The organism is Burkholderia cepacia ATCC 25416 (assembly GCF_001411495.1).
Classification (GTDB): domain Bacteria; phylum Pseudomonadota; class Gammaproteobacteria; order Burkholderiales; family Burkholderiaceae; genus Burkholderia; species Burkholderia cepacia.
This window is the reverse complement of sequence record NZ_CP012981.1, coordinates 2,884,481-2,903,146: the sequence shown is the minus strand read 5'-3', so window position 1 is coordinate 2,903,146 and position 18,666 is coordinate 2,884,481. Positions and strand designations below refer to the sequence as shown.

The window sequence follows — 18,666 nt, the reverse complement described above, 5'->3', positions numbered from 1 at the left end:
GGCTGCCGATACTCGCCGATGCCGTCATTCTTCATCGACCGTCCCGTCTTTGCGTGGATCGTCGCGCTCGCGATCGTCGTCGCGGGCGTGCTGGCCATTCCGCAGTTGCCGATCGCGCAGTATCCGCGCCTGGCGCCGCCGCGGGTCGTGGTCACCGCGTCTTATCCGGGCGCGTCGACCGAGACGGTCGATGCCGACGTCGGCAGCGTCATCGAGGAAAGCCTCGACGGCGCCGACGGGCTGCTGTACTACGAGACGAGCAGCGACGGTCACGGCAACCTCGAGATCGACGTGACGTTCTCGCCCGGCACCGATCCGGACATCGCGCTCGTCGACGTCAACAACCGGTTGAAGCAGGTCGAGCCGCGGCTGCCGCAGCAGGTCGTCCAGCAGGGGATCGGCGTGTTCAAGGCGGCGAACACGTTCCTGATGCTCGTCACGCTGACGTCGACCGACGGCACGCGCGATTCCGCGCAGCTCGGCGATTACCTGAACCGCTACGTGCTGCGCGAGCTGAAGCGTGCGCCGGGTGTCGGCGCGGCCGAGCTGTGGGATGCCGACGAGGCGCTGCGGGTCTGGCTCGATCCCGTGAAGTTGCGCGAATACGATCTCGGCGCCGACGACGTGATCGCGGCGATCGGCGCGCAGAACGCGACGGTCACGGCCGGCGCGATCGGCGACGCGCCGTTCGTGCATGGCCAGCAGCTGACCGCGACGGTCGTGGTCAAGGGGCAGCTTGCGTCGCCCGAGGAGTTCGGCCGGATCGTGCTGAAGTCGAAGCAGGACGGTTCGGCCGTGCGCGTCGCCGACGTCGCGCGCGTCGAGATCGGCCGCGACGACTATTCGTTTTATTCGCGGCTGAACGGCCGGCCGGCCGCGACGGTCGGCATCCAGCTCGGCCCGCGCGGCAACGCGCTCGAAACGTCGAATGCGATCCGCGCACGGCTCGCCGAGTTGTCGCGGACGCTGCCGCCGGGCGTCGCGGTCGAGATTCCTTTCGACGGCGCGCATTTCGTCAAGATCGCGATCCACGAAGTCGTGCTGACGCTCGTCGAGGCCGTCGTGCTGGTGTTCTGCGTGATGTGGCTGTTCCTGCGCGACCTGCGCTACACGCTGGTGCCGACCGTCGTGATTCCGGTCACGCTGATGGGCGCGTTCGTCGCGATGTGGGCGTTCGGTCTGTCGATCAACGTGTTCACGATGTTCGGCCTCGTGCTGGCGATCGGCATCCTGGTCGACGATGCGATCGTCGTCGTCGAGAGCGTGCATCGCGTGATGGAGGAGGGCGTGTCGCCGCGCGACGCCACACGCCGGGCCATGAAGCGGATCGGCGGGGCGATCGTCGGCGTGACCGCGGTGCTGACCGCCGTATTCGTGCCGATGGCGTTTTTCCCCGGCAGTGTCGGCGGCATCTACCGGCAGTTCGCGGTGGCGATGATCGCGTCGATGCTGGTGTCGTCGTTCATGGCGCTGTCGCTCACGCCCGCGCTGTGCGCGAACCTGCTGAAGCCGGTCGCGCGACACGGCGGCGGAACCGGCCGGGCGAGGCGACGCGGCATCGGCGCGCGTCTGGCCGACCGGTTCGGCGTGGCCTTCGCGCGCGCCGAATCCGGCTATCGCCGCGTCGCGGTGTTTGCCGTGCGCCGCACCGGGATGGTCGTGGCCGTCTATGCGGCACTCGTGATCGCGTGCGGGCTGCTGTACTGGATGATGCCGGGCGGCTTCCTGCCCACCGAGGACCAGGGGCAACTGCAGGTGATGATCCAGTTGCCGGCGGGCGCCACGCAGGCGCGTACGCTCGCGGTCGTCGAGCGTGTCGAGGCGATCCTGCGCGGGGAGCCGGCGATAGCGAACGTGACGAGCGTGATCGGCTGGAGTTTCGCGGGCAGCGGGCAGAACGTCGGGATGGCGTTCGTGGAACTGAAGGACTGGGCGCAGCGCGACGTCGACGCGATGGCGTTGCGCGACCGGCTCAACGCGCGTTTCGGCGCGATCCTCGACGGCGACGTCGAGGCGGCGCTGCCGCCTTCGGTGCGCGGTATCGGGCATTCCGACGGATTCACGTTCCGGCTCGAGGATCGCGGCGGGGGCGGGCTCGACGCGCTGAAGGCGGCCCGCGCGCAGCTTGCCGAGCGTGCGAAGGCGGATCCGCTGCTCTCGGCCGTGCATTTCGAAGACCTGCCGGACGCGCCGCGTATCGAGCTCGATGTCGATCGCGCGAAGGCGTATGCGCTCGGCGTGCCGTTCGAGCGGATCGCCGGGCTCCTGGGCGGCACGTTCGGCTCGAACTACATCAACGACTTTCCGGCGTCGGGCCGGATGCGGCGGGTGATCATCGAGGCCGACCCGGTCGCGCGCGCGACCGATGCGCAACTGATGGCGCTGACCGTCCCGAACCGCACCGGCGACATGGTGCCGCTTTCGGCGATTGCCGCGCCGCACTGGACGATCGGCCCGGTGATGCTGAACCGGTACAACGGCTATCCGTCGCTCGACATCAGCGGCCGGGCGGCGACCGGCACGAGTTCGGGCGCGGCGATGGCGGAGATGGAGCGGCTGGCCGGTGCGCTGCCGGCCGGGATCGGTTTCGACTGGGTCGATGCGGCGCGCGAGGAGCAGGTTGCCGCGCGGCAGACGCCGCTGCTCGTCGGGTTGTCGGTGCTCGCGGTCTTCATGGCGCTGGCCGCGCTGTACGAAAGCTGGACGATTCCGCTGTCGGTGCTGACGATCGTGCCGCTCGGCATGATCGGCGCGATCGCCGCGGCACTCGTGCGCGGCATGCCGAACGACGTGTACTTCAAGGTCGGGATGATTACCGTGGTCGGGCTGGCGGCGAAGAACGCGATCCTGATCGTGCAGTACGCGCGCGACCTGGCCGGTCATGGCGTGCCGCTGCGGCAGGCGGTGGTCGATGCGGCCGCTGCGCGATTCCGGCCGATCGTGATGACGTCGATGGCGTTCCTGCTCGGTGTCGTGCCGCTCGTGCTGGCGACGGGCGCCGGGGCGGAAAGCCGGCGATCGATCGGCACGGGCGCGTTCGGGGGTGTGCTGGCGGCGACGGTGTTCGGGCTCGTGTTCGCGCCGGTGGCGTTTCGTGTCGTGGCGTCGGCCGGGCGACGCGGCCGGCGTGCGGCGGTGGCGACGCGCGACGATCGTCAGGCTGAGGTGGTGGGGGAGTGACGCAGTCACGCAGTGCCGGCAGGTGGTTTTCGTGCGTTGCGTTGATTGAATGCGATCGTCGTGCGGACGTCTCGCAGACGGCGCGATGCTCAATTCGAATTCAAGGAGACGGATTCAAACCATGTCCTACGTTCTGTATTACTCGCCCGGTGCGGCAAGCATGGCCGTGCATTGGATGCTGATCACCGCGATTGGCGCGATACTGAGGCGGGACGGCTTTACGGTTCGGCAGACCAGCGTGGATAATCAGATTATTATTTACACGAACCGCAATAATCGATCCGCCACAATGGCTCGATTCCCGAATTTCTCGCAAGGATCAACGGAAATTGTAAGGTTCGCATTCTCGGGTCGGCCACGAGGGCACCGTAACAAAGCTTGACGATCTGAGTCACGCAGTCCGTCTAGAATGGCTTTGCTAAATCGGCATATAGTCTAATAGCGGGATTCCGATTGATTTGGAAAGCGCTGGGAAATTTCCGATCGACGCCATGAGGACGCTGGATCATCAGCACCCGGTTTATGTCCTGACGACGCCGGCACCAATGGATGTCTTGTCCGTATTGTTGGGCGATTAGTCGGATTTCGGTCCAGCGGTTCGCTGTTTCCTGTCGCCATTCGATGCGCTATTGGAGATGGTGTTCCTGCTGCGACACGATGCAAAGGTAGTCGAAGGCGTCTTGCTGTCGAGTCGCCTGCCGCGGCGCGTTCTCTATTCAGGCAGGTCTCGACCGTGGCCGCTCACAGTGCCTCTCGCGTGGCTTGCCCACGAGAACCGGCTCGTCGTGCATCACGATGGCCATCTCTTCAGGGTTGCTCGAGACCAGGCTGCACGATGGCGCCAGCACCAAACGGCGGTAGCAATTGAAGCAGCGACGTGGTCGACGCTCGATCGACTGCACCAGTCCGCAGGCCTCTTTGCCTGGCAAGAGACGCGGCAGATCGCTCGACGCTGTCGATGTGATCGTTGTACCTCCCGGCGATGCCGAGCAGTTGGCGCTGTACAACCCGGAAGCCGGGTGCTGGCACTTCGTGCCGCGAGTCGAGACCGTTTGAACAAAAATTGACGGAAGGCCACGTTGTGGCCGCCCGGGCATGAACATAAAACTGAGAGGGCCGAAGTGAGCATCAGCGACACACTTAGTAGCTTCGCGTCGGGCGCGGTCGACTGGAACCGACGTCCGGTCGCTTTGAATTTCGGGCGGCTGCAAGGGACGTTGGGGCGCTTGCTTGCGCTTCAGCACGCAAACGTTCACGAAGGGCTGATGACCGGCATCCACGGCCATCTCACGTGCGTATCGACACGACACGACCTACCGCCCAAGCTGTTTATCGGCGTGCCTGTCTCATTGCGACTGGTAACCGACCGCGGCCAGCTGCAGATGATCAACGCGATCGTTGAGAACGTGCAAGTCGGACAAAGCGATGGCGAGCTGTGCGTTTACCAGCTGACCGTTTGTGATGCGTTGTCACTGATGAACAAACGGACGAACTCGCGCGTCTTCCGCAAGCAGAGCGTCGTTGACGTCCTCACGGTGATGTTCAACGAATGGCGCCAGCGTAGCCCGGCACTCGCGCGAGCCTTCGAATTCGACCTGTCATTCCTGAATCGCGATCGCTATCCGGCCCGGGAATTGACGCGCCAGGTGAACGAGCCGGACGCAGCGTTTGTGCGGCGCTTGTTGCGTCGAGAAGGGATTTCGGTCTTCGTCAAGGCAGGGCCCGCCAAGGGCGGCTCGACCTCCGAAGATGACACCCCTGTTCACACTTTGGTCTGTTGCGACAATCCTGACTCGTTGCAGGAAGCACCGGCCGGAACGGTGCGTCTACACCCACGCGACGCTGGAACCGAAGAGCGCGATACGGTCACGCTGTTCGCGCTGCATGCGCGCCTGGTGCCGGGCGCAGCGAGTCGACCATCATGGGACTACAAGAAGGCGCGTATTGACGAGTCGACCGTGGCGGGCGAAGTCGACCAGGGCGATGCCGGTAACGATCTGGCGACGCTCCTGACCGACGTGGCGATCGATGTCCCGCACGCAGGCGACTCATGGGACGACCACGATCGCCTTACGCGCTCGCGTATGCTGGCGCACCAATTCGAAGCTGAACAGTACGATGGCGCGAGCGGGATCCGCGATCTCGCCGTCGGCACCTGGATCACGCTGACGGGTGACCCCGACCTGGACATGCTGTCGGCCGACAAGCGGCAGTTCGTCGTCACGTCGATTCGTCACGACGTCTCGAACAATCTCCCGAAGGGGCTGACCGAACGCGTGCAGCAGCTCTTTGCTGCGAGCAAGAACCTCGTATCGCCTTCGCCGGCCCAACTGGCCCCGTCGTCCGCTGAATCGGATACGCGCTACGAAAATACCTTTACGTGCGTGCGCCGCGGCGTCCCGATTACGCCGGCATACGATCCCAGAATTGACCTGCCACCCGTCCATTTGCTGACCGGGGTCATCGTCACGCGCGACGGCGATGAGGTTGTGACCGACGAGCTCGGGCGGGTCTACGTGAGGATCCAAGGCCTGGATCCTGCCGATCATTCTCATGCGCAAGGGGCCGGCACGAACGATAACGCAGGCGACAGCGCGCCGATCCGGGTGGCGTCGAGCCTCGCGGGCACGCAGTTCGGTGCGTCGTTTCTGCCTCGCATCGGTATGGAGGTCCTGCTCGGCGCGATCGGGGGCGATCCAGACCGGTTGGTGATCATCGCTGTCCTCGGCAACGGGGCGAACCCGCCGGCGGCGTTCACGCACACCGGTTCGCTGCCAGGCAACCGATATGTGTCGGGTATCAAGACGAAGGAAATCAAGGGACAGCGTTACAACCAGTTGCGGCTCGACGACACGCCGGGAGAAATTTCCAGCCAACTTGCGAGCGAGCACGCTCATTCCCAACTGAATTTGGGTTTCCTCACGCAACCGCGCCAGGACGGGCAAGGGAAGGGCCGCGGCGAGGGTGCGGAGCTGCGCACCGATGCGGCCGCAGCGCTGCGCGCCGCGCAAGGGATCTTGCTAACAACATATGCCCGCTCGCAGGCAAGCGGCGGGCAGCTTGATCGTGACGAGCTGCTGCAACTGCTCGGCGAGTGCACCGAGTTGTTCAAGTCGCTGGGCGACTATGCCGGTGAACATGGAGGGCAAGCGACAGACACTGCCGGCCAGCAGGCTGTCGCCGCCGCGTTCAAGAGCTGGACGCCCGCCGGCGGAGCATCTAACACCGGAGCTGGAGCGGGCACCGGGAGCGGCTCACAGGCGCTGATGGCTTTCGGCGCGCAGGCCGGATCGGTTGCTATCACCCCGAAAACCCACGTGACGTACGCGGGCGAAAACATCGATCAGGTCGCTCAGCAGCACGTCCAGGTGACCAGCGGCCAGCGCATCAACCTGCACGGCGGTCGCGGCGTCGCGATGTTCGCTCACAGCGATGGTGTGTCGGCGATCGCGAACCAGGGCAAGGTTACGCTGCAAAGCCAGAACGACGATACGCAGATCGATTCGGCGAAGAACATCCAGTTCACAGCGGCCGACGGAAAGATCACCGGCATGGCGAACGACCAGGTGGTCTTTACGACATCCGGTGGTGCCTACCTGAAACTTCACGGCAGCGACATCGAGCTTGGGTGCCCGGGAAAGTTCACCGTGAAGTCCGCCGGGCATTCATGGCAGGGACCTGCCAGCATGAGCACGGACATGCCGAAGTTCGACCATGCGGCGCTCGGGCGCGTGCCGAAGCTGGTGCGGGCATCCGACGGGAACCCGATCGAAGGATACGTGGGTGAGGTCCACAAAGCGTCGGGCGAGATCGTGAACGGCCAGACGGACAGCGCAGGCACGATGGCTCCGATCGACCACAACCAGTTCGAACAAGTGGTCGTGAAGTTTTTCAAGAAAGACGCATAACTGAGAGACAGGGTACGGGTCATGCCAACAACACAACGCACTCCAGCAGCCACTACCAAGGGTACGATGCTGCCGAACAAGAAGAAGGAACTCGTTGCGGTCAAACCAATGCCGCTCCCTGGCGTCGTGATCTTCGTTCACGGCGTCAACTCCGAGGGCGAGTGGTTCGGCCCGGCCGAAGAGGGTCTCTGCAAGGGATTGAACCGGCGCCTTGGGCGGCTCGACGATCAGATGATGTTCAAAGGACCGGAAGGTGGACAACTCACCCCAGCCAAGTACGTCAAGTTCCTGACGAACGACGGCTTCATCAACCCGAAGATGACGCCGCAAACCTACGTGCAGCCCGACCCGTCGTGGTCGCCGGTCATCCACTTCCGTTGGGGACACAAGGCGAACAAAGAAGAACTGCAGGAGTTTGGCGGCAACATTTTCCTGAACGAACAAAACTACTGGGGGGGAGGCCCGTTTGCAAATGGGTGTACAACTCTTCCGGATTTGTGGAACGTCGGGGTGAACGATCGACTATTCCTGTGGCTACAGGTTCAGGATTTGAACCCCGTTGATGCCCGCATGGTGTACTCGACGCCAAACCGGCAATACGGAGTCATGGCTGCGCTGCGTCTCGCGAAACTGATCGAGTCGATCAGGAAAAAGCAAGCGGACTGTCCGATCACCGTCGTTTGTCATAGTCAAGGGAACATAGTCGGGCTCACAGCCGCGTTTCTCGGCGACCAATTGCCGGAGGTAAAGGATGGCCAGGGGAAATCTGGCCGTTGTGTCGCCGACGCCTATGTATTGGCAAACGCGCCGTACAGCTTGGTTGACAGCAACTTGCCCGATAACTGGACTCAACGCGGCGCAAAGGATGCAGAGGGTCGACGCGGCCGCGAGACATGGGAAGCGCGGGTCCGCACGCTGTCGAACTTCTTCGACATCATTCGGGCACGGTTCAGCCTAGAACCGACGCCAGAAGATATCGATCCGGAAATGTCCAATATGTCCACGTCGTCAAAAGGCAAACCGTATAAGGCAGCGGACGATCGACAGGCGCACGGCCTTCAGGTATGGGGAAAGACCTCCATGGGGCCGACAGGTTACGGAAACACGTATCGCACATTTGGCCGCGTCACGCTCTACTGCTGCCCGCATGATCAAGTCATCTCGGCGACAACGGTCCAGGGGATCGGCTGGCGTGGCTTGAGCGAGTACGAGATAGAGGTTACGGGCGGTGCTGATTGCTTCACGCAGCGAGTCTTCGCTTCGGGCTACCTGGTCGGCCAGAAGCCCGGGGGATTTTACGATTACACGAAGAATGACTGGCGCTACAAGAAAGGAAAGACGAAAGGGTTTTGGTATCCCCCATCTCCCGAGGCACGATTCTCGCTCATCAAGTCGTTAAAGAACCGAACGACTCTTCACGACATGTGGGGAATCTGGAAGATGCAAAGCATCGGAACGGCCGTAAACATATTCCGGCCGGCGGTCAATGCGACACCATCAGAATGGTGGGCAATCCCGATCGACGCGCCCAAGCTGGATCACCCGTTCACCCCAGTAGCAATGAAGTTTGGCAGTCCGATCGCACCCGTCCATGACGGCCCCGCAGCAACGAGCCAATTTAATGAGGGTAATGACCCGGTTGCGGCCGCACGCGACAGAAACAAGGCTTCTGCTAACAAAAAGCCGGGGGACGCGATCGACAACTACAAGGGCGCGGCACCGATTGGGAATGAGGATAGCGAAGCAGATATGCGGTACGAATTGCATGCGGTCGTGCGACAGACCGTCCGCCAACGTGAGCAAGGAAATGGCTCGCTCATTGACGCGTATGGAAACGTAACCTCCGAGCAACCCGGCTTCAATGCTGACGGCAAGGCGAAGGAGTATTCGACGTCCACCGTGACAACCTATCTCGGTGCGACGGAGAAGAACAATCCGACGAACCATTCGACGATCATGACGAACGCCATGCACGCGGAGCACGCGCTCGCCTACGATGTGGCAATCGGTGTGTGCAAACTGACACCCGAAGATTGGAAGGATTTGCGCATTGAAGCTGACTGGCGCTTCGGTGAAGGCATGGACAAATCGAATCCACACCGGAAGTACGCGTCGTACTTCTCGAAAGGGAAGATGAGTGGTCTGTTTCTATCAGACTGGGTTAAGGCCGATGCAGATGCACATATGCCGAAGAAAATCCAGGACGAACGAGATGGTGGGTGGTTCCTCAGTGCGACGCACGCCCTATGAGTACCGCTCTCTCGACTTGGCCGCGACGTGTAGGCGTCGCTATCGCGATTCTCGTCTTGTCGGTCGCGGTAGCGGCGACGTGGACGTATCATGCTCAGCAGGCTGCGCCGCAGCCGCTTTCGGTTGAGGAATGGATGAAACGATTGATTGTGTTGCCGCTCCTGGTTTTGGTTGCCGTGCTGGCGCTCTGGGCGGGAATTCGGAAATCCAGCGGTGAAAAGGTCGCTTTGGCCACGACTGGGGCAGCTGCCAGCGTTGCAATGGCAGCACCTGCACCCAATCAGCCGTTCCGCGCTCAAGTCGTCGGCCTGGCGTGGCTCAATCCGTTAGAACGACGTGACTATCCGACCGAATGGCAATTGCTTTGGACGATGGGCCTCGTCGGGCCCAATGAGCACGACGACATGGTGAAGGAGGATCCGAAGAGTTTCACGACTGTTCAACCGGTCGCGGGTGTTGCGTATGGAAACGATGGGCGCGAGACGTTTGACGGATTCTACGAAAAATATGTCGACAAACTTCTCAGCTTGTTTGCTGAGATTTATGTGATGAGCCCGGCGTACTTTTACAACGTGCATTCGAAGGACCGAAAAGGCTGGCGAGAACTCGCAGGTACGCATATCGAGTTTGCAATCCCCGAGAAGCGACTCGATCCGGAAGAGTCACGTAAATATCTCGTCGACCAGTTTGTCGACTATTACGAGATCGGGAATAAGTCCGCACCGAGTCTGTGGAACAGTGACACTCCGCCAGATGTCCACATCACGCCAGGTGGTCCAAATGCGGGCTTCACGTCGCTGAATCGTGCGCTTGAGTACCTGCAAGCACACCCCGATAAAAGCGTATGGGTGATGAACTGGGACGCGCCGAGTTTCCCACCGAAGGACAACCAGATGAACGAGAACATGGTGCTGCTCGTTCTGACCGGGCCGGACTTTGCGACGGGGCGAGAGCCGCTCGCGTGGATCGGGCGAGCCGCAGTCGGCAACGTGAACGACTTCGAAAAGAAGTCCGGGACGACCCGCGCAGTCCAGGCGTGGAAATCGACCATTGAGCAAGCTGCCCACAATGCTGGGGTGGCGACGGCTGATCTTCATTACGTGGTCCACGACGCCGGCAAGGGCAGCGACGCCGCATCCGCTCGCCTGGGTACGTTGTCCCAGACGTTGACCGAAGTGCTGCCGGAATATGACTACAAGAAACAGACGTTCAACACGCCGGCGCTCCTCGGTGAGATGGGCGCAGGTACCGCGTTGACGGACGTAGCACCGGCGATCGGTCGCGCAAACCATATCGGCGGCAATACGCTCGTGGCAGGCACGACAGACCTCGAACACCCGACGGCGGTCGTCGTGGTGCCGCCGGCGAAGCTGAATCCCGTCGATCCAAAGAAACCGTGGTTCCGCGCGGCCGGAGAGGGTAGTGCCTATCTGCCTTGGTGGGGGAAGCGCCACGATGTCGATTACAGTCGATCCGGGCAAGGCTACAGCTTCTGAGCACGCGAATGATGCGATAGATCGGGTGCGGCGTGCGGTCCACTGATTCGCGCGTCGTTTGCTTTCGTTGTGGGGAATTTTTATGGAATCGGGAGCGTATAGACCCTCTCGCCGTCAGCAGCTCATGGGGTGGGGCGTTGGGCTGGTTGCCGCTGGGATTTGCCTTTCCGCTGCCTTATTTGTTCTTCTGATCATTGGCGCATTCGACCAGTGGCATATTCAAAGCGATGCACAGTTGACGTTTGTCTTCTCGGTGCCCGTTTTAATGGTATTCGTCGGACTCGTCCTGTTCGTCGTGGGCGTGGTCAACGCATTCAGAGCGCGCAAATGAACCGAATTGGCCACCGCGCGTGGATTGTCATAACGATGGAAGTGCGATGTGATTGTGCGGCGGGATCTATGACGAACACGAACCTGGATCAGAGGCTTTCATGCGCGGTGTAATTCGGGTTGGAGACGTACACAGTCACGGCGGGCGCGTTGAGTCCGGTGCTGCGAACAGCGAGGTGATGGGTCGGCCAGTCGCACGAATCGGCGACCGCTGCACCTGTCCGATCCACGGCGAGTGCGTAATTGTGGAAGGCGATTCCGATTTCAACGTGGAGGGTAGCTTCGCCTCGTTCGACGGTCACAAGACGTCATGCGGCGCGGTGCTGATCACGTCGCTTCCGACGTCCGGGCGATCCTAGCTTCTCGCACGAGCGCGCACGCGCTGATCAGCGTGGTATCGCTCGATAGGTCTCACCTAGGCGTTCTATCGAATACCGACGCGGCCTCCGTACTCCGGCCTTGGACTATCGCGCCGCGCTGTAGCGTACCATCACGGTGCCGAGGCTCATCACGGCGAGGCACGTGACATAAACGCCCATAGAATTAGTCAGAACTCAATTTTACATAATCAGCATTATCGGTATGACTGGTTGTAGTGGCTAGATTGAAATGTCCGCTTTTGGCTACATAGAAATGTCCGCTTTCGTGCCGCGTAAGCTGTTCGGCCGCCGGGTGTCCGGCGCCGGAGGCTGCGATGGCTGCAACGGAGCGGATCACGATGACGATGCGCGAGCTGGACAGGTTCAAGGTCATTCAGGACGTCGCGGACGGCAAGCTCAAGCCTTGGCGTGCAGCGGAACGGCTGGAATTGACGACGCGGCAGATTCGCCGGCTGGTCGCCCGGCTTCGGGAATACGGCGCGGCGGGTTTGGTATCGGGACACCGATCGAAGCCCGGCAATCGTCGGCTGGACCCAGGAGCCGCCGACCGGGCGCTGTCGATCATCCGCGATCGCTACGCCGATTTTGGGCCGACGCTGGCCTGCGAGAAGCTCTGGGAATGTCACGGCATTCGGCTGGCCAAGGAGACGGTTAGGAAGCTGATGACGGAGGCAGGTTTATGGGTGCCGCGCCGGCAGCGACCGCCGAAGATTTATCAGCCTCGAGCGCGCCGGGCGTGCCTGGGCGAACTGATCCAGATCGACGGCAGCGACCATCGGTGGTTCGAGGAACGGGCGCCAGCCTGCACGCTGCTGGTGTATGTGGACGACGCGACGAGCCGGCTGATGATGCTGCACTTCACGCAGACGGAATCGACCTTCAGCTACTTCGAAGCGACACGCGCGTACATCGAACGGCACGGCAAACCTGGGGCGTTCTACAGCGACAAGGCCAGCGTGTTCCGCAACGTGAAGCCAGGCAAGACTGGCAATCGCGTGACGCCGTTCGGCCGGGCGATGTACGAGTTGAACATTGACACGTTCTGCGCGAACAGCAGTTCAGCCAAGGGGCGAGTCGAGCGAGCACACCTGACGTTGCAGGACCGATTGGTCAAGGAGATGCGATTGCGCGGCATCAACACGGTAGCCGACGCCAACGCTTACGCGCCCTCCTTCATGGCCGCCTACAACGCACGCTTCGCGAAGCCGCCGAAGAGCGACTTTAATGCGCACCGACCACTGCGGCCTGACGAAAGCCTGGACCTGGTGCTGACGTGGCGCGAGCCGCGGAAGGTAACGAAGTCGCTGACGGTGCAGTACGACCGAGTGATGTACTTGCTGGAGGACACGCCGGCCAACCGGAAGCTGATCGACCGGCAGATCGAGGTGTGGGAGTACCCGGATGGACGGATCGAACTCCGGGCTGACGACCGTGTGTTGGACTGCAGACAGTACGACCGACTGTCTGAAATCGATCAAGGTGCCGTCGTCGAACACAAGCGCTTGAGTCACGTGCTGCAGATCGCGCAAGCGCTTCAGGCGCAACGCGATAACAGTCGAATCGGCAAGGCCCCATCTCGAACGCATCGTGGCGACTCGACGCGAACCAACCGAAACGAAGCCGAACCGGGTAAGAAGAAGCAACGCAAGATCACGCAGGCCGACGTCGAGCATGTGATCGTGAATCTGGCGCAACGTCGGCAAACCGCCAAGCCAGCAGACAAACCAGGCCGTCGGTCTGCAAAAGCTGAGGAAGCGAAGGTAAGCGCCCTGCCCGTTCAGGCGCCGACCTTCGACTCTGCGTAACGGTTAAAGCGAAGAAAGAAACGCAGCAAAACCAACCTCAAAACCGGACATTTCTATTTAGCTGGCGCCACGACATCTTGAAATGGCTACGACATGTGTGTAGGTCCCAAGTTCAGATGCCGCGTTTCCGCTAAAGGTTGATCGCCTGCACCCTTGGGAGCGCCGGCGATGAACGCGACTGGGACGATCACCATGACGATGCGCGAGCCGGATCGATATTGACGACCCGACAGGTCCACCGACTGGTCGCCCGGCTTCGGGAACATGGCGCGGCATGTTTGGTATCGGGACACCGAGCGAAGCCCGGCAATAAGTGAGCAATACCAACGGGATCGAGTCGAGCGCTTCCCATGGATCGGCGCTTCTTCGCGAGAAGATGATGACCGACCGCCAGAACGAGTCGCTCCGTGAACAGCTGCTCCGATTCGATATCGTCCCGCGACGCGGGATGAAATGCGATGCCGGGCTCAGACCAGCGCGCTCCGATCGAGATGCGCGCACACCGCGACGCGTGCACTCGAACGCACCCTGCGAAGATCCACGCCCGCCCACTCCTGCCGCGACACCCCGCCCGGCAACTACCACTACTGCCAGTACCTCCGCTGTCCGTGCCCCCTTACTCTTGTCGGCATCGCTGGCGCGCCGTCCGAGGCCGCGCCGCTTCGACCGGAGACACGACAGATGCCATTTGACTGGACGCAGGAACAGCATGCGACGCTCGCGCGCTTTCGCGACATCGGCACGGAGATCGCCGCGGCGGAACGCGACGCTCGCGCGCCTGCCGGATTCGATGCAGCCGGCTGGACCCGGCTCGGCCAGGAAGGACTGTGGGACATGATCGTGCCGGAGACCTACGGCGGCGACGGTCACGGTTGGTGGCACTTTTCCGCGGCGCTGGAGGGGCTTGCATCGACGATCCGCCGCCCGGCGCTGCTGCTGTCGGTGATCGCGCAGGCCGGCATGGTGCGCGCGCTCGAACGCTACGGCACGGCAACCCAGCAGGACCGCTATTTCGGCGCGATCCTGCGCGGCGAACTGAGCGCGACGGCGATCGCCGAACCGGGCACCGGCACCGACGTGCGCAGCATTGCGACGAAGCTGGTCGAGCACGGCGACGGCTACCGGCTGACCGGCAGCAAATTCAACATCGCGCACGCGCCGCTCGCGCGCTTCATCCTCGTCGTCACGCGTGTCGAAACGCTCGGCCGGCGCAATACGGCGCTCGTGATCGTCGACCGCGACCAGCCGGGCATGACCGTCGCGGCGCCCGACAGCAAGCTCGGCCTCGACGACCTGCCCACCGGCGCGCTGCATTTCGACGATTGCCCGATCGCGCGTGGCCAGCTGCTGGGCGAACCGGGCGCCGGGCTCGGCAACCTGATCGACATCATTTCGCTCGGCCGTCTCTACTACGGCCTCGTCGCCGCGCAGGTGACGGCGCCGTACCTGCGCGACGCAATCGCCTATTGCCGCGACCGGCGCAGCTTCGACAGCACGATCGACGCGCACCAGTACGTGCAGCGTCGCCTGGTCGACCTGCAGATCGGCATCGAGCGCGGCACGTGGCTCGCGCGCGGCGCGCTCGCGCAGTTGCTGACGGATCACCCCCAAGCGCTGATGTCCTGCTCGATCGCGAAGCTGGTCGGCGCGCAGGATCTCGTCGACGGCGCGCTTGGCCTCGTGCGGCTGTACGGCAGCCTCGGCTACCAGGCCGGGCCGGTGGCCGCATTCGCGTCGGACGCGCTGGGTTTCATGAGCGTCGGCGGAACCGAGGAAATGCATCGCAAGAACATCTTCAACCAGATGATGCGCGCCGGCTGAACGCCCGCCATCGACATGCGTACGACGCACCCTACAGGAATCCAAGCATGACAACGACCCACCGACGCCCTTCCCGCCTGCGCCGCTCCTGGCTGTTCCTCGCCGGCGCCGATCACGATGCGCTCGTCGACGGCGCCGCGAGCGGCGCGGACGTATTGATCCAGGAACTCGAGACCTTTACGCCGCCGGACCGGCGTCCGGCCGCGCGCGAACTCAGCGAGCGCGTGCTCGCGGGCTGGCGCGATGCCGGCATCCTCGCGTCCGTGCGCGTGAACCCGCTCGACGCGGGCGGCATCGACGACCTGCGCGCGGCGATGCGCGGCCGGCCGGACATCGTGATGATGTCGTACGTCGCGACGCCCGAGCAGGTCGTCGCGCTCGACGAAGCCGTCACGCGCTTCGAGCGCGAATACGATATCGCGCCCGGCTCGACGGAACTGGTGCCGAACATCGAGTCGACGCTCGGGCTCGTGAACACGATGGCGATCGCGCGTTCGAGCCCGCGCGTGTCGGCCGTGCTCGTCGCGACCGAGGACATGGTGGCCGACATGGGGGCCGAGCGCACCCGCGCGGGCCGCGAACTCGACTATGTGCGCTCGCGCTTTCGCGTCGAATGCGCGGCCGTCGGCGTCACCGCGATCGACTGCCCGTACAGCTATGCCGACAACGAAGGCGCGGAGCTCGACATGCGCGTGTCGCGCGGCCTCGGATACCAGGCCAAGGCGATCGTCAACGCGCAGTTCGTGCCGGTCGTCAATCGCGTGCTGACGCCGACGGCCGACGAAGTCGCCCTCGCCCGCCGCGTGATCGACGCGTTCGACACCGCCCGGCGCGCGTCCGGCGGCCGCCGCGTGGCCGCGGCCGTCGTCGACGGTTTCCTCGCGGAAGTCCCCGACTATCTCGCCGCGCACCGGCTGATCGCCCGCGCGACGCAATTCGGCATTGCCTGAGCCCGCCATGGATACGATCGCCACGCGCCTGAAGGCGCTGAAAACCCTCGCGCATGCGGCGCCGCACGTTCCGGCCGAGAACTGGCCCGACACGCCGCAAGCGCAATTCGAACGCTGGCTCGACGAGGCCGTTGTCGCAGGCGCCGTCGAACCGCAGGTGATGACGCTGTCGACGGTCCGCCCGGACGGGCGGCCCGACGCACGCTCCGTCGTACTGCTGAACGTCGACGCACGCGGCTGGCATTTCGCGGCGAGCACGCGCAGCCCCAAGGGGCGCCAGATCGAAAACCGGCCGTTCGCCGCGCTGACGTTCTATTGGCCGGTGATCGCGAGCCAGGTCCGCCTGAGCGGCCCGGTCGAGCGGCTGCCGGCCGCCGAAGGCCGCGCCGATTTCGCGGGCCGCCCGGAGCGGTCGCGAGCGAGCATCCTGGCCGGCCGGCAAAGCGAACGGCTCGACGATCCCGCCGACCTGACGCGCGCGATCGACGCGCAGCTCGCACGGCTGGCCGCCGACCCCGCACTCGTGTCGGAGGACTGGCACCTGTACACGCTCGCGCCGGACGAAGCCGAATTCTGGCGTGCCGACAGCGCACGCCGTTTTGCGCGGCAGGCGTACCGTCGTGACGGTCAGTGCTGGGAACGGTGTGCGCTATGGCCTTGAAATCCGCCGCGCTCCCGTCGCGACCGGGCGGCACCCTGCACGACGGCATGAATGACCGGATGCACGAAGACACGCGCCTCATGCACGCGGGCCGCGACAGCGCGGCCTGGCACGGCTTCGTCAATCCGCCTGTCTACCATGCGTCGACCGTGCTCAGCCCGACGGTGTCCGATCTGCTGAATCGCACGCAGCCGTATATCTACGGCCGCCGCGGCACGCCGACGACCGACGCGCTCGAGCGGGCTGTGACGAGCCTCGAAGGCGGTGCCGGTGCGGTGCTGTGTCCGTCGGGCTTGTCCGCGTGCACGCTGGCGCTGCTGTCGTGCCTGAAGCCCGGCGATCACCTGCTGATGACCGCATCGGTCTACGGCCCGGTACGCCATGCGTGCGAAGGCGTGCTTGCACGGCTCGGCGTCGAGACGACCTGGTACGACGGCAGCACGCCCGTCTCAGCCGCATTCCGTGCGAATACGCGCGCGCTGTATGTCGAAGTGCCGGGTTCCTATACGTTCGACATGCACGATATCCCGGCGCTCGTCCGGCTCGCGCACGCACACGGCGCGCTGGTCGTCGCGGACAACAGCTGGGCCACGCCGCTCTTCTTTCAACCGCATGCGTTCGGCATCGACCTGTCGATCCAGGCCGGCACCAAGTACCTGGTCGGGCATTCCGATGCGATGCTCGGCACCGTGTCGGCCACCGAACGCGCGTGGCCCGCACTGAAGCAACTGCATGGCGATCTCGGACTGTGCGCAGGCCCCGACGACGTCTATCTCGCGCTGCGCGGGTTGCGCACGCTTGGCGTGCGGCTGCGGCAGCACCAGCGCAATGCGCTGGCGGTCGCGAGCTGGCTCGCGACGCGCCCCGAAGTGCAGCGCGTGCTGTATCCGGCCCTCCCCGGCGACGACGGACATGCGCTGTGGCGCCGCGATTTCCGCGGCGCATCGGGGCTGTTCTCGGTCGTGCTGCAGCCGGCGCCGGCGCACGCGGTCGAAGCGTTTCTCGACCACCTCGCGCTGTTCGGGCTCGGTTATTCGTGGGGCGGCTACGAGAGTCTCGCGCTGCCGTTCGAGCTGGACGCGCACGGCCTTGCCGCGCGCTGGCCGGCCGGCAGCCGCGGCGTGCGCGTGCATGTCGGGCTCGAGGACCCGGACGACCTGATCGCCGATCTCGCGGCCGGTCTCGATCGTTATGCGGCGTGCGCGCGGCAGGCCGCCGCCTGCGAGGATGCCGCGCGATGCTGACCGTCTGGGGCCGCCGCACGTCGTTCAACGTGCAGAAGGTGTTGTGGCTCATCGGCGAGCTGGGCGTGCCGTACCGGCACATCGCGGCAGGCGGTGAACACGGTTCGCTGCAGACGCCCGCGTTCGCGGCGCTGAATCCGACCTGCCGGATTCCGGTGATCGACTGGGATGGCGACGTCGTGTGGGAGTCGCACACGATCCTGCGCTATCTCGCCGCGCGGGTGCCGAACAATCCGTTCTGGTGCCGCGACGCGTTCGCCCGTTCGCGCGCGGAGCGCTGGATGGACTGGTCGCAGACCGCGCTCGAACCCGACGTGATGACCGGGCTGTTCTGGGCGCTCGTGCGAACGCCGCCGGAGCGGCGCGACGATGCGCTCGTGCGCGACAAGGCCGCACGCAGCGCGACGCATTTCCAGCTGCTCGACCGGCTGCTGTCGACCCAGCCCTTCCTGGGCGGTGCGACGCCGGGCCTGGCCGACATTCCGGCCGGCGCGACGCTGTTCCGCTATTTCTCGCTCGACGTCGAGCGGCCGCCGTTGCCGCACGTCGAGGCCTGGTATGCCCGCCTGAGCCGACGCCCCGCCTATCGCGAACAGGTCATGGTGTCGTTCGACGCGTTGCGCGGTCAGCCGGGCTGACTC

General features: G+C 64.0%; 13 protein-coding genes. All 13 read left to right on the top strand.

Translation table 11 applies throughout. From position 1 onward, the window contains the following. The first annotated feature begins 18 nt into the window (after nucleotides 1-18). The 13 genes from APZ15_RS13375 (at nucleotide 19) to APZ15_RS13320 (ending at nucleotide 18,663) form a co-directional block, all read left to right on the top strand. Nucleotides 19-3,180, top strand: coding sequence for a multidrug efflux RND transporter permease subunit (locus tag APZ15_RS13375; protein WP_027787342.1), 3,162 nt, complete (start codon nucleotides 19-21; stop codon nucleotides 3,178-3,180). A gap of 121 nt (nucleotides 3,181-3,301) precedes the next feature. Next, nucleotides 3,302-3,562 carry a thioredoxin domain-containing protein gene (locus APZ15_RS40895; protein ID WP_099318690.1) on the top strand — a complete coding sequence of 87 codons (261 nt, stop codon included), beginning with the start codon at nucleotides 3,302-3,304 and terminating at the stop codon, nucleotides 3,560-3,562. 739 nt (nucleotides 3,563-4,301) lie between these two features. Further along, nucleotides 4,302-7,088 (top strand): type VI secretion system Vgr family protein, encoded by a 2,787-nt coding sequence (locus APZ15_RS13370; protein WP_027787343.1) that lies wholly within the window; start codon nucleotides 4,302-4,304, stop codon nucleotides 7,086-7,088. A 66-nt stretch (nucleotides 7,089-7,154) separates the two neighbouring features. Beyond that, on the top strand, nucleotides 7,155-9,338 hold the full coding sequence (locus APZ15_RS13365) for a DUF3274 domain-containing protein (RefSeq protein ID WP_226153305.1): 2,184 nt from the start codon (nucleotides 7,155-7,157) through the stop codon (nucleotides 9,336-9,338). Next, nucleotides 9,335-10,834: a hypothetical protein gene (locus APZ15_RS13360; protein WP_027787345.1), complete on the top strand. Its 1,500-nt coding sequence runs from the start codon at nucleotides 9,335-9,337 to the stop codon at nucleotides 10,832-10,834. The genes APZ15_RS13365 and APZ15_RS13360 overlap by 4 nt, the downstream gene beginning before the upstream one ends. Before the next feature lie 82 nt (nucleotides 10,835-10,916). After that, nucleotides 10,917-11,165: a hypothetical protein gene (locus APZ15_RS41765; protein ID WP_099318689.1), complete on the top strand. Its 249-nt coding sequence runs from the start codon at nucleotides 10,917-10,919 to the stop codon at nucleotides 11,163-11,165. A 100-nt stretch (nucleotides 11,166-11,265) separates the two neighbouring features. Then, nucleotides 11,266-11,523 carry a PAAR domain-containing protein gene (locus tag APZ15_RS13350; protein WP_027787347.1) on the top strand — a complete coding sequence of 86 codons (258 nt, stop codon included), beginning with the start codon at nucleotides 11,266-11,268 and terminating at the stop codon, nucleotides 11,521-11,523. Nucleotides 11,524-11,858: 335 nt separating this feature from the next. Further along, on the top strand, nucleotides 11,859-13,349 hold the full coding sequence (locus APZ15_RS13345) for an ISNCY family transposase (RefSeq protein WP_027787348.1): 1,491 nt from the start codon (nucleotides 11,859-11,861) through the stop codon (nucleotides 13,347-13,349). Between the two features lie 681 nt (nucleotides 13,350-14,030). Further along, nucleotides 14,031-15,170 (top strand): acyl-CoA dehydrogenase family protein, encoded by a 1,140-nt coding sequence (locus tag APZ15_RS13340; protein ID WP_027787349.1) that lies wholly within the window; start codon nucleotides 14,031-14,033, stop codon nucleotides 15,168-15,170. 47 nt (nucleotides 15,171-15,217) lie between these two features. After that, nucleotides 15,218-16,120 carry an HpcH/HpaI aldolase/citrate lyase family protein gene (locus APZ15_RS13335; RefSeq protein WP_027787350.1) on the top strand — a complete coding sequence of 301 codons (903 nt, stop codon included), beginning with the start codon at nucleotides 15,218-15,220 and terminating at the stop codon, nucleotides 16,118-16,120. 7 nt (nucleotides 16,121-16,127) lie between these two features. Further along, the gene (locus APZ15_RS13330) at nucleotides 16,128-16,781 is read left to right on the top strand and encodes a pyridoxine/pyridoxamine 5'-phosphate oxidase (RefSeq protein ID WP_027787351.1); all 654 of its coding nucleotides are present in this window, start codon (nucleotides 16,128-16,130) and stop codon (nucleotides 16,779-16,781) included. Between the two features lie 47 nt (nucleotides 16,782-16,828). After that, nucleotides 16,829-18,025 (top strand): cystathionine beta-lyase, encoded by a 1,197-nt coding sequence (gene metC, locus APZ15_RS13325; RefSeq protein ID WP_034195875.1) that lies wholly within the window; start codon nucleotides 16,829-16,831, stop codon nucleotides 18,023-18,025. After that, a complete protein-coding gene (locus APZ15_RS13320) occupies nucleotides 18,019-18,663 on the top strand; it encodes a glutathione S-transferase family protein (RefSeq protein ID WP_021160969.1) in 645 nt (214 codons plus the stop codon). Before metC ends, APZ15_RS13320 begins: the two co-directional genes overlap by 7 nt. The last annotated feature ends 3 nt before the right edge of the window (nucleotides 18,664-18,666 follow it).